Origin of the sequence: Streptomyces lydicus, from assembly GCF_004125265.1 — a bacterium.
GTDB classification, from domain to species: domain Bacteria; phylum Actinomycetota; class Actinomycetes; order Streptomycetales; family Streptomycetaceae; genus Streptomyces; species Streptomyces lydicus_C.
The window spans coordinates 7,734,469-7,749,547 of sequence record NZ_RDTE01000003.1 but is presented as its reverse complement, the minus strand read 5'-3'; the positions used below and the strand labels follow the sequence as shown (position 1 = coordinate 7,749,547).

The following is a 15,079-nucleotide window of genomic DNA, read 5'->3' as shown; positions in this document are numbered from 1 at the left end:
GAGAAACCGGGCCGGCGGGCGCTTCCCGGGCCGCGCAGCCCCCGCGGCAGGCCACGGACCGCCCACGGCTACGGCTACGGCTACGGCTACGGCTACGGCTACGGCGCCAGGAACGAGGTGACCGCGGCGAGGAATTCTCCGGGGCGCTCCTCGTGGACGAGATGGCCGGCGCCCTCCACCGTCACCAGGCGGGCGTCGGGGATCCGCTCGGCCAAGAGGGCGAGGTGGTCCTGCGGGACATGGCTGGACCCGCCGCCGATGACCAGGGTCGCTGCGGTGACCTTCGCCGACGCGTCCCACCATGCGGGGTCGGGTGCGTTGCGCTCGGCCACCGCCGCGGCCTTGGCGTGCCAGTCGAACGGCTGCGGTCCGGCCGGCTGCCCCGGCACCTCCTGCGGCGGCTCGGCCGGCAGCGGCACCGGCACCTCCTCCAGGACCAGCCGGTCCACCAGCTCGGGCCGCTCCGCGGCCAGCAGCAGGGCGGCCAGCGCACCCAGCGAGTGCCCGATCAGGGCCACCCGCTCCAGCCCCAGCGCCTCCAGGAAGCCGATCGCGTCGTCCCGCCACCGTTCGAAGCCGTACGCACCGGGCCAGTCGCTGAGGCCGTGGCCCCGCTGATCGGGGGCGTAGACACGGTGGGTGCCGGCGAGCCGGCCGACCACACCTCGCCAGTCCTCGCCGTCCTCCCCGAGGCTGTGCAGCAGCACGGCTGGGGGCGCGTCCTCCTCCCCCCACACCCGGTATGCCAGCTGGACCTCACCGACCTGCACTTTCCGGACGTCACTCATGCGCTGGACGCTACCCGGGAGGTGTCGGTGGCACGCCCCTTGACGTGTTCGCCGTGCGCTGATTACTTGGATCAGCAGAGGCTACCGAATGATCGGTAGGGAAACGAGGCGGTGGACTCCATGCCGGAAGCGGTCACGGGCAGTGAGACGTTCGACGAGGCGGAGCGGCTTTCGGCTGACGCGCTGCACAGCCTGCAACTGACCCGGCTGCGCGCCTCGTTGCAGCACTCCTATGACCACGTCCCGTTCTACCGGGAGTCCTTCGACCGGGCCGGGGTGCATCCGCGGGACTGCCGCTCGCTCGGCGATCTCGCCCGCTTCCCGTTCACCGTCAAGGATGATCTGCGCGCCCAGTACCCCTACGGGATGTTCGCCGTCCCGAAGGAGAAGGTGCGCCGTATTCACGCCTCCAGCGGCACCACGGGCCGCCCGACGGTCGTCGGCTACACCGAGCGCGATCTGACGCAGTGGGCGGACGTCGTGGCCCGCTCCCTCCATGCGGCCGGCGGGCGGCCCGGGCACACCGTCCATATCGCTTACGGATACGGGCTGTTCACCGGTGGTCTGGGCGCCCACTACGGCGCGGAGCGGCTCGGCTGCACGGTCGTACCGGCGTCCGGGGGGATGACCAGCCGCCAGGTGCAGCTCATCCAGGACCTCCGGCCCGAGATCATCATGGTCACGCCGTCCTACATGCTCACACTGCTGGACGAGTTCGAGCGGCAGGGCATCGATCCCCGTACGACCTCGCTCGAGGTGGGCGTCTTCGGCGCCGAGCCCTGGACCCAGGAGATGCGCCGCGAGATCGAGGAACGGTTCGCGATCGACGCCGTGGACATATACGGCCTGTCGGAGGTGATGGGCCCCGGTGTCGCCCAGGAGTGTGTGGAGACCAAGGACGGGCTCCACATCTGGGAGGACCACTTCTACCCGGAGGTCGTCGATCCGATCACCGGCGAGGTGCTGCCGGACGGTGCGCACGGCGAGCTGGTCTTCACCTCGCTCACCAAGGAGGCGATGCCGGTCATCCGCTATCGCACCCGTGATCTGACCCGGCTGCTGCCCGGTACCGCGCGGGCCGCCTTCCGCCGGATGGAGAAGATCACCGGACGCAGCGACGACATGATCATTCTGCGCGGCGTCAATCTCTTCCCCGCGCAGGTCGAGGAGATCGTGCTGCGGACGCCCGGGGTCGCCCCGCACTTCCAGCTGAGGCTGACCCGGGAGGGCCGGATGGACCATCTGACCGTGCGCGCCGAGGCCCGGCCGGACGCGCCCCCGGAGGCGCGCACGGCCGCCGCCGGACTGATCGCACGGGGCGTCAAGGACGGGATCGGGGTGTCGGTCGCGGTCGAGATCGTCGACCCGGAGACCCTGGAGCGCTCGGTCGGCAAGATCAAGCGCATCGTGGACGCCCGGCCGCGTGACAAGGCTGCGGAGACCCCGTAGTGGGGCGTGTTCTCCCTGGAGCCCGGAGGTGTGTCTCTGGATGACCGGTTCCAAGCGGTCGGCGACCGTAGGCGGCCTGCGCTCAGCCGGTGTGACGTTTCCGGTCGGTCTCCTGCGTGGGCACGCACCAACGCGACGTCCGTCTCCTGCCTGGGCACGCACCAACGCGACGTCCGATTCCCGCCAGCCAACACACCTGGCGCCGGGCCAGCATGGGCACATGACCAGGTACACCGTGCTCCCCATTGACACAGCCGTCCTCAAGGAATTGCGGGTTGCCGATGACGCGGGCCGTCCCTGCGCCCCGTACGTCGCGACCCGCGACGACGAGGGCTCCCCGCTGCGCTGCTGCCTGCGCCCTCTCGCACTCGGCGAGCGGATTGCCCTTGTTTCGTACGCCCCGTTGCGTCGTTGGGCCGCCGCGAAGGGTGCAGATCCGGGCGCGTACGACGAACAGGGTCCCGTCTTCATCCACGCCGATGACTGCGAGGGGTTCACCCCCGGCGAGAACTACCCCTGCGCTCGGCCGGGCGCCCTGCGCACCGTGCGCCGCTACGACGCCCGGGGCCATATCGCGGGTGGCCGCCTTCTGGAGATTCCGGCCGACGCCACGGCCGGCTTCGACGCAGCCTTCGACGACGCGTTCAACGACCCGGACGTGGTGCTCGTGCACGTCCGGGCACTGGAATACGGATGCTTCCAGTTCGAGGTGCGACGACTCCCGGCTGAGGAGCAGTAGCCGCCGAGCTACCTGAATGATCGACTTCAAGGGCTGGGCTGCAAGGGCTGGGCTGCTCAGCCCGTCGGGGCCAGTCGGACTGCGAGGTCGGCGAAGGCCGTGCGGACGGCTCCGGGGTTCTCGATCCAGGGGAAGTGGCCGGCGTCGGCTATCCGGCGGTGCAGGATATGCGGCCCGTGGAAGCCCGGCTCGTCCTGCCAGATCCGCTGGTCGACGATGTGGTCCCGGTCGCCGCTGACGATCAGGGTCGGCAGGTCCCGTGGCGTCCAGCGGGCCCGGTAGGTGTCGTCGAAGTGGGCGTCGGCCCAGGCCACCGCGTCATGGCAGTACGGCAGGCCGGCGAGGAGCGCCCGGCCGTCGGCGGACGCGGACGGGTGGAAGTTCCACGGTGCGGCGGCGAGCGTCAGGGCACGCAGGCTCTGGTCGTCCGGCTGCCGGACGTAGCGCTCGGCAGCGGCGTCGACGCCGGGGAGCGGGTGATCCTCGGCATGGCGGGCGAAGGCGGGGCGCCAGCCGGCGTGCGGGGCGCTGCTGATCAGCGCCAGACCCGTGAGAGGTGCCGCGAGTTCCGGGACGGACAGCAGGAACATGCCTCCGGTGGAGTGGCCGACCATCACCACGTCGTCCAGCGCCTGCGCGGCCTCCGCGAGGGCTCCCGGCCAGCAGGCGTAGGGATCGGCCGGAATCGCGGGCAGGCCACGGTTGGAACCGTCGCCGGGCAGATCGACCAGCCAGGCGGATCCGGGGACCCGGGCCGCCGCCACCAGGCCGTGCAGGGACTCGGAACCCAGTCCAGGCCCGCCGGGCACGAAGAGCCAGTTCCCGCGCCCGGCGCCGGAGGAGACCCGGCGCAGCCTGACTCCGGAAGCCGTCCACCACTCCTGCCGCCCTGCGTCCACCGTGTCCGCTCGCTCTCCGTCATGCGGGATGCCCGGGCTCTTCTCCGTGCGCCATACCCATACGCATACGCCCTGCGCCACACGCATACGCCACACGCATACGCCGTGCGCCATACGCCGTGCGCCATACGCCGTGCGTTCCGCCGTCCCGGGGACGATAGGCGCTGCCGGCCGTGGCGGGCGCGGTATTTTCGGCCTCCGCGTCCGCGAGGCAACGGCCGGGCCGCGGGTCGGCTCAGCCCAGGGGATCAGCTCAGCCCAGCGGGTCGGCCCGACCCAGCGGTCGGCTCAGCCCAGGGGTCAGCCCAACCCAGGGGTCAGCCCAGCTCAGGTCGGCTCAACCCAGCGTCGGGTCCCCCTTGATGAGGGCGAACGGGGCCCCTGCCGGGTCCTTGACCATGGCCAGCCGGCCGACGCCCGGGGCGTCGGTGGGCGGGATCAGGACCGTGGCGCCGCGGTCGGTGGCCGCGGCGAACGTGGCGTCGCAGTCGGTCACGCCGAAGTACGGGTGCCACTCCGAGCTCGAACCGGCCTGCAGATGCTCCTTCTGCAACTGCATGATGCCGCCGTGCCCGGTGTCGTCGTCCTTGCCGCCGCCCGGTGCGGAGACGACGGAGTAGACGAGGTCACCGCCCATCGGCATGTCCTGGTGGCTCCAGGAGAAGACCGAGCGGTAGAAGTCCTTCGCGGCGGCCGCGTCGGTGGTGTACAGCTCCGTCCAGCACAGGGAGTTCGGCTCCATGACCGTGTCCAGACCCTGGACATCGCCCGGCTGCCATACGGCGAACTCGCCGCCCGTCGGGTCGGTGAAGGCGGCCAGCCGGCCCGCGGTGAAGACGTCCATCGGCGGGACGCGCACCGAGCCGCCGGCCTGCTCCACCGACTTGAGCGTGGCGTCCGCGTCCGGGGTGTGGAAGTACACCGTCCAGGCGGAGCGCGCGCCCTCGTCCATCAGCGGGCCGATGGCAGCGACCGTCTTGCCGTCGAGCTGGAAGAAGCCGTAGCCGCCGGCGTCCGGACCGGCCGACTGGAAGCGCCAGCCGAACACGTCGCCGTAGAAGGAGACGGCGTCGTCGATATCGGGGGCCCCGAGGTCGAGCCAGTTGGGTGTGCCCGGAACGTAGTGGGTCGTCAGCATGAAGGGTCCTCCGTTGATCTCCGTCGCAGCTCCGTTGATCTCCATCGGTCAACGGCGCGCTTCCGTCGCACGGGGCGTGGCGTTCGCGGCCGTTTCCCGCCGTTTCCCAGGATGGCAGGGGGCACTGACAACCGCCCTTCCGCGCGCCCGGCCGTCCCGGGCTCAGGACGCGCCGAACCGTGCGCGGAGCTCCCGCTTGAGGACCTTGCCGCTGGCGTTGCGCGGCAGCGCGTCCACGAACATCACCCGTTTGGGCGCCTTGAACGGCGCAAGGCGGGCGCGGGCCGCCGCGATCAGCTCCTGCTCCCCCACAGCCGAGCCGTCCGGCCCGCCCCCGGCACCGCCCGTACCGGCTGTGCCGCCCGTGCCGTCCGGCCCGTCCGTACGCAGCACCACCACCGCGGTCACCGCCTCGATCCAGCGCTCGTCCGGCAGCCCGATGACCGCGACCTCGGCCACCTGCGGATGCTCGTAGAGCACATCCTCGACCTGGCGTGAGGCGACCAGTACGCCACCGGAGTTGATGACATCCTTGACCCGGTCGACCACCGTGAAGTAGCCCTCCGCGTCCCGCACGGCGAGGTCGCCGGAGTGGAACCAGCCGCCCCGGAACGCCTCCGCGGTCTCCTCCGGCTTGTCCCAGTAGCCGGTGCACAGTTGCGGGGAGCGGTAGACGACCTCGCCCCGGGTGCCGTCCGGCACCTCCCGGCCCTCCTCGTCCACCACCCGTGCCTCGACGAACAGCACCGGGCGCCCGCAGGAGTCCATCCGGCCGTCGTGTTCGCCGGGGCCGAGCACGGTGGCCAGCGGCCCGATCTCGCTCTGCCCGAAGCAGTTGTAGAAGGCGAGCCGGGGCAGCCGGGCGCGGAGCCGTTCCAGTACCGGTACCGGCATGATCGAGGCACCGTAGTAGGCCTTGCGCAGCCCGCTCAGCTCGCGGGTGGCGAAGTCGGGGTGGTTCGACAGCGCGATCCACACGGTCGGCGGCGCGAACAGGCTGTCGGCCAGGCCCCTTTCCACCAGGTCGAAGATCCGTCCGGGGTCGGGCCCGTCCAGGATGGTGTTCTCCGCGCCGACCGCCAGATAGGGCAGCAGGAAGACGTGCAGCTGCGCGGAGTGGTAGAGCGGGAGCGAGTGCAGCGGCCGGTCGGTCTCCTTCAGGTCCAGGGCGACGACGGCGCTGGTGTACTCGTGCACCAGGGCACGGTGCGTCATCATGGCGCCCTTGGGCAGGGCGGTGGTCCCCGAGGTGTAGAGGAGCTGGACCAGATCCTCGTCGGACACCTCGGCCGACTCGGATACCGCGGCCGACTCGGACGCCTCGGCCACCTCGGTCACCGGCTCGTCCGCGTCCGCCTCCGGCCCGTCGGCCTCCGCCTCCGGTCCGTCGCGCAACGCAAGCCGCTCCAGCAGGCCGTCGGGCGTCCCGTACAGCGTCATGGTGCGTACGGAGCCCGGCAGCCGCGGCGCGAGCGCGGCGTCGGTGAGCACCAGCGCGCTGCCCGACTGTTCCAGGACATAGCGCAGATCCTCGCCGGTGAGGCCGTGGTTGACCGGCACATGCACCAGCCCGGCCCGGGCACAGGCCAGAAATCCGATCAGGTACGCGTCCGAGTTGTGCCCGTAGCAGGCGACCCGGTCGCCGGGCCGCAGGCCGTCCGCCCGCAGCACCCGGGCCGCGCCGGTCACCGCGTCGTCCAGCTCGCGATAGGTCCAGGCCCGGTCCGCGTACCGCACCGCAGTCCGTCCGGGCACCCGGCGGGCGCTGCGCCGCAGGACTCCGTCGACCGTATTGCTCCGCGCTTGCGTCATGGCGCGATCCTCGGCCGCCCCTCGCCGCCGGTCAAGGCACCGACCGGAGCCCGGAGCCGGCAGGCGCCCTCCCGCCGCGGCTCCGGGGATCCGACCGGCGGCCACCGGCCACCGGCCACCGGCTAGCGGCCGGCTAGCGGCTAGCGGCTACACGGAGCGCTCCCGCCCCTCCCAGTACGGCGCGCGCAGCCGGCGCTTGTACAGCTTGCCGTTGGGGTCACGTGGCATGGCGGTGAGGAAGTCGACCGACTTGGGGCGTTTGTAGCCTGCCAGTTGCCGTGCGCAGTGAGCCATGATCTCCGCGGCCAGTTCGGGCCCCGGCACCTGTCCCTCGGCGGGTTCCACGACGGCCTTGACCTCCTCGCCCCAGTCGTCGTGCGGGATGCCGAAGGCGGCCGCGTCGGCGACCGCGGGGTGCGCGAGCAGGACGGATTCGATCTCGGCGGGGTAGATGTTCACCCCGCCCGAGATGATCATGTCGATCTTGCGGTCACGGAGGAAGAGGAATCCGTCCGCGTCCAGGTATCCGAGGTCGCCGACGGTGAAGAAGTCGCCGATCCGGTTCTTCTTCGTCTTCCCCTCGTCCTTGTGGTACTGGAAGCCGCCGGTGCTCATCTTCATGTAGACGGTGCCGAGTTCGCCCGGGGGCAGCCGGTTTCCGTCGTCGTCGAAGACGGCCAGTTCGCTGATCGGCCAGGCCTTGCCGACCGTCCCCGGCTTCTTGAGCCAGTCCTCGGCGGTCGCGAACGCGCCGCCGCCCTCGCTGGCCGCGTAGTACTCCTCGACGCAGTCGCCCCACCAGTCGATCATCGCGCGTTTGACGTGGTCGGGGCAGGGCGCGGCCCCGTGGAGGGCGTGCCGCATCGAGCTCACGTCGTATGCCGCACGGGTCTCCTCCGGCAGCGCGAGCAGCCGGTGGAACTGGGTGGGCACCATATGGGTGTGGGTGCAGCGGTGCGCCTCGATCAGGGCCAGCATGTCCTGCGGCGTCCACTTGTCCATCAGGACGAGGCGGTGGCCGATGTGCAGCGAGGCGCCGGCGAACTGCAGCACGGCGGTGTGGTAGAGCGGCGAGCAGACCAGATGGACATGGTCACCGAAGGGCGTGATGCCGAAGATGCCGAGGAATCCGCCGAGGTGGGCGGCCTCGGGCTCGGCGTCGGGCAGCGGGCGGCGGATGCCGCGCGGGCGTCCGGTGGTGCCCGAGGTGTAGTTCATGACCCAGCCCAGCGTGCGGTCGCCGGGCGCGGAATCCGGCTGCCCGTCCAGGAGTCGGTCGTAGGGCCGGAAGCCGTCGGCCGCCCCGACGGCGTAGCGGTGGGACGCGGGCAGCTTCGCCTCGTCGGCCGCCTGCCGGGCCGCCCCGGCGAACCGCTCGTGGGCGATCAGCACCTTCGCCCCGGAGTCGGCGACGATCCAGGCGATCTCCGGGCCCACCAGGTGGTGGTTGACGGGGACGAGGTAGAAACCGGCCTGGGACGCGGCGAGGTAGGCGGTGAAGAACTCGACGCCGTTGGGGAGGACCACGGCGAAGGCGTCACCGCGCCGCAGGCCCGCCGCACGCAGCCCGTGGACGAGTCGGTTGCTCGCGGCGTGCAGCCGGCCGGCGGTCCACTCCTCGCCGTCGGGGGCGATCAGGACCGTACGGTCCGGGTCGGCGGTGGCCTGCGCCCAGAAGCCGTTGGGCGGTGGGGAGTCGTGGGTCATTCCGCTGTCCTCCTCGGGATCAGGCGCGTCCGGCGATGCGGTTGATGCGGTCGACGGCCCGTTCGAAGCCGCGGGTGAGGTCGTCGAAGACGGCCTGCACGCTGCGTTCGCTGTTCATCCGGCCGACGATCTGGCCGACCGGGGTGCCGAGCAGCGGCTCGACCTCGTAGCGCTGGATACGGGAGTTGGCCTCGGCGACCAGCAGCCCCTGCAGTGGCATCGGGAGGGCGCCGGGGCCGCTCGGTGCGTCCCAGGCATCGGTCCATTCGGTGCGCAACTGGCGGGCGGGTTTGCCGGTCAGGGCGCGGGAGCGGACGGTGTCGCCCGGCCCCGCGGCGAGCAGTTTCGCGGTCAGCCGCCGGGAGTGCAGATCCGCCTCCTCGCAGGTCAGCCAGAGCGAGCCCAGCCAGACGCCCTGGGCGCCGAGGGCGAGGCCGGCGGCGATCTGTTCACCGGTACCGATTCCGCCCGCGGCGAGCACCGGCAGCGGGTCGACGGCGGCCACCACCTCCGGGGTGAGCACCATGGTGGCGATCTCCCCGGTGTGGCCGCCCGCCTCGTACCCCTGGGCGACGACGATGTCGATACCGGCGGCCTTGTGGTGGCGGGCGTGGCGCGGGCTGCCGGCCAGCGCGGCGACGAGGATGCCGTGGTCGTGGGCGCGCCGGACGATGTCGGGCGGGGGTGAGCCGAGGGCGTTGGCCAGCAGCTTGACCGGATAGTCGAAGGCCACGTCGAGCTGGGTGCGGGCGACCTCCTCCATCCACCCGGTGATCCGCCAGCCGGACGCCTCGCCCTCCGCGAGCTGCGGCACCTGGTGTTCGTCGAGGAGTGCGGTGACGAAGCGGCGGTGCTCCTCCGGGATCATCGCCTCGACCTCGGCCTCGGTGACGCCTTCGACCTTCTTGGCGGGCATCACCACATCGAGCCCGTACGGCAGCCCCTCGGTGTGCTCCTGCATCCAGTCCAGGTCGCGGGCCAGCTCGTCCGGGGCGGTGTAGCGGACCGCGCCGAGCACCCCGAACCCGCCGGCCCGGGTGATCGCCGCGGCGACCGCGGGGAAGGGGGTGAACCCGAAGACGGCGTGCTCGACTCCCAGCGCGTTGCTCAGCTCCGTCTGCATGGGCGAAGGATGCCGCAGCGGGCCGTACGAGGGAAGAGAGTTTCTGATGTAGCGTCAGAAACTCGGTCGGAGACGCGCTACGGAGGTGCCTCGCGGGCGGCGGCGCCCTCCGTCGCCCACCCCGTCACCCGCCCGGCACCCGCCCCGTCACCCCTCCTCCAGCACCGCCATCGCCGCGTTGTGTCCCGGGATGCCGCTCACGCCCCCGCCGCGTACCGCGCCCGCCCCGCACAGCAGGACGTTGCGGTGGGTGGTCGCCACGCCCCAGCGGGCCGGGGCGGTACGGGCGTCGCCGAGCGCCTCGTCCGAGGGATCCGCGTAGGGGAAGGCCAGGTCGCGGTGGAAGATATTGCCGCCCGGCAGGCCGAGTTCACGGTCCAGGTCGAGGGGCGACCGGGCCTCGATGCAGGGGCGGCCGTCGGCGTCGTGGGCCAGGCAGTCGGCGAGCGGTTCGGCGAGGTGGCGGTCCAGTTCGGCGAGGGTGGCCGCGAGAAGGCGGTCGCGGGTGGCTGCGTGGTCGGCGGTATCGGCGGTGAAGAGGCTCGCGGGGGCGTGCAGGCCGAACAGGGTGAGGGTCTGGTAGCCCCGCCGGACCAGGCCGGCACCGAGGATGGAGGGGTCGGTGAGCGAGTGGCAGTAGATCTCGGAGGGCGGCGAGGCGGGCAGGGTGCCGGACGCGGCCTGTTGGTAGGCGCTCTCCAGCTGGCCGTAGCCCTCGGCGATGTGGAAGGTGCCGGAGAAGGCCTCCCGCGGGTCCACACGGGTGTCGCGCAGCCGCGGCAGCCGGGTGAGCAGCATATTGACCTTGAGCTGGGCGCCCTCGGCGGGTGGCGGCGGGGCCTCGCCCAGCAGGCGGGCCAGCTCGCGCGGGGCGGCGTTGACGAGGACCCGTCGGGCTCCGAGGGTGCCCTGCTCGCAGGTCACCTCCGCACTGCGGCCGTCCGTCGCGATACCGGTCACCGCACAGTCGGTGACGATCTCCGCGCCGGCCCGCCGGGCGGCGTCGGCCAGTGCGTCGGTGAGGGCGCCCATCCCGCCGATGGGGACGTCCCAGTCGCCGGTGCCGCCGCCGATGACGTGGTAGAGGAAGCAGCGGTTCTGACGCAGCGACGGGTCATGGGCGGTGGCGAAGGTGCCGATGAGGGCGTCGGTGAGGACCACACCGCGGACCAGGTCGTCGGTGAAGGTCTCCTCGACCGCCTCGCCCAGGGGGCGTTCGAACAGGGCGTGCCAGGTGGCGTCGTCGTCGACCGTGGCGCGTAGCGCGGCGCGGGTGGGCAGCGGCTCGGTCAGGGTGGGGAAGACGCGTTCGGCCAGCCGGGCCGTGGTGCCGTAGAAGCGCTGCCAGGCTGCGAACTCCCGGTCCGATCCGGTGAGTTCGGCGAAGGCGGTACGGGTTCTGGCCTCGCCGCCGCCGACCAGGAGGCCCGTGGGCCGGCCGTCGCGCACGGTGGGGGTGTAGGAGGAGACGGTGCGTTTGCGGACCGCGAAGCGCAGACCGAGGTCCCGCACGATCTTCGGCGGCAACAGGCTGACGAGGTAGGAGTAACGGGACAGCCGGGCGTCGACACCGGCGAACGCCCGGGTCGACACGGCGGCACCACCGGTGTGGTCCAGCCGCTCCAGCACCAGCACGCTGCGCCCGGCGCGTGCGAGATAGGCGGCGGCCACCAGTCCGTTGTGCCCGCCACCGACGATGACCGCGTCATACGAAGTCCGTTCCGGCATGCCCCTTGGTAGCACGCGGTGATCGCGGTCGCCAGGTGCAGGCGGCTGAAACCTTCACCCGGGGCGGTGCGGCTTCTTGACCGGGCAGGGGGCTGCTCCTAGCGTCCGGCCGTGCTCCGTCCCGGCACCACCCCCGCAGCGCTCCCGTCAGACCGTCCCGCCCACCCGTGAGGTGACCCGTGTCCCACTCGCCGGTACCCCGCATCGGCCGCGCCGTCGCCGGACTGACCGCCGTCGCCGCCTGTTCGGCCGGGCTGCTCGCGGCCCCCGCTCCCGCCTCCGCGGCCGCCGATCCGGCCCGTGCGTCCGGCGCCCGGCAGCTCGCGGAGAGGTATCCGAACCTGGCGCCGAGACCCCCGATGGGCTGGAACGACTGGTCGTACTACATGTGCGACATCAGCGAGAAGGTGATCCTCGACAATGCGCGGGCACTGGTCCGTTCGGGGCTGGCCCGGCGCGGCTACCGCACCGTCACCGTCGACGACTGCTGGATGAGCAGGCAGCGCGGCCCCGGAGGCGAACTGACCGCGGACCGCACGAAGTTCCCGCACGGTATGGCCTACCTCGGGCGGAAGCTGCACGAGCTCGGACTGAAGTTCGGGATCTATGAGGACGTCGGCACCCTGACCTGTGAGAAATATCCGGGCAGTCTCGGCCATTTCCGGGAAGACGCCGAGTTGTTCGCCCGCTGGAAGGTCGACTACGTCAAGGCGGACGGCTGCAATGTGCCCGTCGCCCCGGGGCACACCAAGGAGGAGACCTACCGGGACCTGTACGGACAGATGAGCCGTGCGCTGCGGGCCACCGGCCGCCCCATGACCTTCTCGGTGTCGGCGCCGGCCTATTTCCAGTACGACGGCGACAGCGTCTGGCACAAGGTCATCGGCTGGTCGGCCGCGCTCGGCAATCTGTGGCGGGAAGGGCGGGACATCGCGCTGCAGAAGCACGCACCGGCCGTGAAGTGGTCCTCCATCCTCTACAACTTCCGCTACAACGCGCCACTGGCCGGCCTCCAGCGGCCCGGCCGCTGGAACGACCCGGACTTCCTGCTGGCCGGTGACACGGGCGTGACGCAGCAGGAGATGCAGAGCCAGATGTCGCTGTGGGCGATGATGGCCGCCCCCCTGATCTCCAGCACGAACCTGAGCCGGCTGTCCCCGGCGGCACGCAAGGTGCTCGGGAACAAGAAGGTCATCGCCGTCGACCAGGACGCGCTCGGTGTCCAGGGGAGGGTCGTGCAGGAGGACAACGGCTCGGCGGTGCTGGCCAAGCCGCTGAAGAACGGTGACCGGGCGGTCGCCCTGTTCAACTCGGGTGACACGCCGCGCACGCTGTCGGTCACGGCCGAGCAGGCGGGACTGCCGGAGGCGGGCTCCTACCTGCTGCACGATCTGGTCACCGGCCGCCGTGCGCACAGCGATGGCACGATCGTGGCCCGCGAGGTGCCGCCCCACAGCACGGTGCTCTACCGGGTCACGCCGGACTGACCTCGGCCACTCCGGACTGACCAGGTGACCGCGGGCCCCGGCGCATCATCCGGTGCCTCGCGGTCCGTCCCCTACCCCCGGCGCCCGGCGCGCTCCCGGCGCAGCGCCGCGACCCGGCGGTGGAGGGCGGCGGCCTCGTCCGTACGGCCCAGTTGCTCCAGGCACTGGGCCAAGTCGCCGTAGCTGGCCAGCGCGTCGAGATGGCCGGCGCCCAGGACCCGTTCGCGGGCGTCCGCGACCTCGCGGTAGAGGTCCAGCGCCTCGTCCCAGCGGCCCAGCCAGCCGAGCGCCACGGCGGTCTCCCGGCGGCTGACCAGGGTGTCGGGGTGGTCGGGACCGAGCACCCTGGCGCGGGCCGCGGCGACCGCGCGCCCCTCCTCCAGCGCCTCCTGCCAGCGGTTCTGCCGTCCGAGGCTGACGCCCAGGCCGTGCCGGGCGCGCAGGGTCTCGGGGTCGTCCGCGCCCTGGGCACGGGTACGGGCGGCGGCCAGGTCCCGGTAGAGCGCCAGGGCTTCGCCGCTGCGACCGAGCCGGCCGAGGCCGATGCCGACCTCGTAGCGGGCGGCGAGGGTGTCGGGGTGGTCGGTGCCGAGCGAGGCGGTGCGTGCGGCCTCGATGTCCCGGTAGGTGTGCAGGGCCTGGGTCCACTGGCCCAGCCTGCCCAGGACATGGGCGAGTTCGCAGCGGGTGGCGAGGGTGTCGGCGTGGTCCGCGCCGAGCACCCGGGCGCGGGCCTCGGCCACCTCCCGGGCCATGGCGCGGCAGTCCTCCAGCCGCCCCAGCCGGCCGAGGTTCAGCGCGACATGGTGGCGGCAGCTCAGCGAGTCGGGGTGGTCGGGTCCCAGCGCGCGTTCACGGCCGGTCAGCACCTCGGTGTAGATCTGGTGCGCCTCGAAGCTCCGGCCGAGGCGGCTCAGGGCATGACCGGCCTCCAGCCGGCTGGTGAGCGTGTCGGGATGGTCGGGGCCGAGCAGCCGCTCGCGTTCCGCGGCGAGCGCACGGTGTGCCTCGCGCGCCTCCTCCCAGCGGCCCAGCCGGCCCAGATTCAGGGCGGCGGTGTGCCGTCCGGCCAGCGCGGCGAGGGTGGCGCGGCGGTCGTCCGGCGGTGCCGGGCTGGCGATGCCGGCGGCCGGGGACGCCGCACCGCACTGCGGGCCCCTTGTACCGGTCCAGGTGTCGGTCAGGACGGTGGCGGGCCGGTCCGCCGGGCGCCCGTGCACCTGCCGGGCGGGGGCCGCCAAGGAGCCGAGGGTCATGCCACGGGTCCAGGAGGGCAGCCGGCCGGCGGGCACCGTCGCGTCGTCGGAGCCGGCCGCGGCGCCCCGGCCGGAGTGCGGATGGCGGGCATCGGCGAGGCGTTTGCCCAGCTCGTCGGCGTCCCTGGGCCGGTCCTCGGGGTCCTTGGCGAGGAGTTCGAGGATGATGCGCTCGTAGGCCTCGGGAAGGTCAGGGCGCAGCGTGCGGGGCGGCTTCGGCGCCTGGTCACGGTGTCCGACGAGCACCGCCCAGGCATCCCCCAGGTCGAAGGGCGGCACACCGGTGGCGATCTCGTACAGCACACAGCCGAGGGAGTAGAGATCGCTGCGGTGGTCGACGCCGTGGGCGCCGATCTGTTCGGGCGACATGTAGTGCGGACTGCCCATGGCGATGCCGGTGCCGGTGAGGCGGGCGGTGAAGCCGATGTCGTGGCCGAGCCGGGCGATGCCGAAGTCGCAGATCTTGACCGTGCCGTCGGTGGTCCGGACGATGTTCGCCGGTTTCAGATCGCGGTGCACGACGGCTTCTTCGTGGGTGTAGGCGAGCGCGGCGGTGACCTGTTCGGCGATCTCGACGAGATCGGGTACGGGCAGCGGCTGGCGGCGGTTGTCGTCCAGCAGTTGGCTGAGGTTACGGCCGCTGAGCAGCTCCATGACGATGAAGAGGGTGCCCTCGTCCTCGCCGAAGTCATGGACGACGGTGATACCGCGGTGCTGCAGCGCGGCAGCGACCCGGGCCTCACGGCGGAAACGTTCACGCAGTACCTGCAGGAATGAGGGTTCGTGCCGTGGCTCCGTGGGCTTGAGGCATTTGACCGCGACCTGCCGGCCCAGCGACTCGTCGCGGGCCCGCCACACCTCCCCCATGCCGCCGCGCCCGATGGTGTCGAGCAGCCGGTACCGCCGTTGGATCAGTCTCTCGTCCGCACCCATGTGTCGCCGCCCCCGTCCCC

11 protein-coding genes are annotated in these 15,079 nt (G+C 72.2%); 3 read left to right on the top strand and 8 right to left on the bottom strand.

Going from position 1 to position 15,079, the window contains the following annotated elements; genetic code table 11:
• Positions 1-98: 98 nt before the first annotated feature.
• A complete protein-coding gene (locus D9V36_RS36725; RefSeq protein ID WP_129297569.1) occupies positions 99-788 on the bottom strand; it encodes an alpha/beta fold hydrolase in 690 nt (229 codons plus the stop codon).
• 120 nt (positions 789-908) lie between these two features.
• Between D9V36_RS36725 and paaK the strand changes: the two genes are divergently transcribed.
• Entirely contained in the window at positions 909-2,237 is a 1,329-nt protein-coding gene (paaK, locus tag D9V36_RS36720) for a phenylacetate--CoA ligase PaaK (protein WP_129298940.1), read from the top strand.
• Between the two features lie 220 nt (positions 2,238-2,457).
• Complete coding sequence (locus D9V36_RS36715) at positions 2,458-2,976, top strand: DUF1203 domain-containing protein (protein ID WP_129297568.1); 519 nt, start codon at positions 2,458-2,460, stop codon at positions 2,974-2,976.
• A gap of 56 nt (positions 2,977-3,032) precedes the next feature.
• Here D9V36_RS36715 and D9V36_RS36710 read toward each other — a convergent pair whose 3' ends face one another.
• From D9V36_RS36710 to D9V36_RS36685, 6 genes are all read right to left on the bottom strand, one after another.
• Complete coding sequence (locus tag D9V36_RS36710) at positions 3,033-3,875, bottom strand: alpha/beta fold hydrolase (protein WP_129297567.1); 843 nt, start codon at positions 3,873-3,875, stop codon at positions 3,033-3,035.
• Between the two features lie 337 nt (positions 3,876-4,212).
• Positions 4,213-5,013, bottom strand: coding sequence for a VOC family protein (locus tag D9V36_RS36705; RefSeq protein ID WP_129297566.1), 801 nt, complete (start codon positions 5,011-5,013; stop codon positions 4,213-4,215).
• Positions 5,014-5,175: 162 nt separating this feature from the next.
• Entirely contained in the window at positions 5,176-6,825 is a 1,650-nt protein-coding gene (locus D9V36_RS36700; protein WP_129297565.1) for an acyl-CoA synthetase, read from the bottom strand.
• Between the two features lie 147 nt (positions 6,826-6,972).
• The gene (locus D9V36_RS36695) at positions 6,973-8,532 is read right to left on the bottom strand and encodes an acyl-CoA synthetase (RefSeq protein WP_129297564.1); all 1,560 of its coding nucleotides are present in this window, start codon (positions 8,530-8,532) and stop codon (positions 6,973-6,975) included.
• A 19-nt stretch (positions 8,533-8,551) separates the two neighbouring features.
• On the bottom strand, positions 8,552-9,655 hold the full coding sequence (locus D9V36_RS36690; RefSeq protein WP_129297563.1) for an NAD(P)H-dependent flavin oxidoreductase: 1,104 nt from the start codon (positions 9,653-9,655) through the stop codon (positions 8,552-8,554).
• Between the two features lie 147 nt (positions 9,656-9,802).
• Entirely contained in the window at positions 9,803-11,383 is a 1,581-nt protein-coding gene (locus D9V36_RS36685) for a phytoene desaturase family protein (RefSeq protein WP_129297562.1), read from the bottom strand.
• A gap of 179 nt (positions 11,384-11,562) precedes the next feature.
• Between D9V36_RS36685 and D9V36_RS36680 the strand changes: the two genes are divergently transcribed.
• Positions 11,563-12,870, top strand: a complete 1,308-nt coding sequence (locus D9V36_RS36680) for a glycoside hydrolase family 27 protein (protein ID WP_129297561.1) — start codon at positions 11,563-11,565, stop codon at positions 12,868-12,870.
• A gap of 71 nt (positions 12,871-12,941) precedes the next feature.
• Here D9V36_RS36680 and D9V36_RS36675 read toward each other — a convergent pair whose 3' ends face one another.
• Complete coding sequence (locus tag D9V36_RS36675; RefSeq protein WP_129297560.1) at positions 12,942-15,059, bottom strand: serine/threonine-protein kinase; 2,118 nt, start codon at positions 15,057-15,059, stop codon at positions 12,942-12,944.
• Between the last annotated feature and the right edge of the window lie 20 nt (positions 15,060-15,079).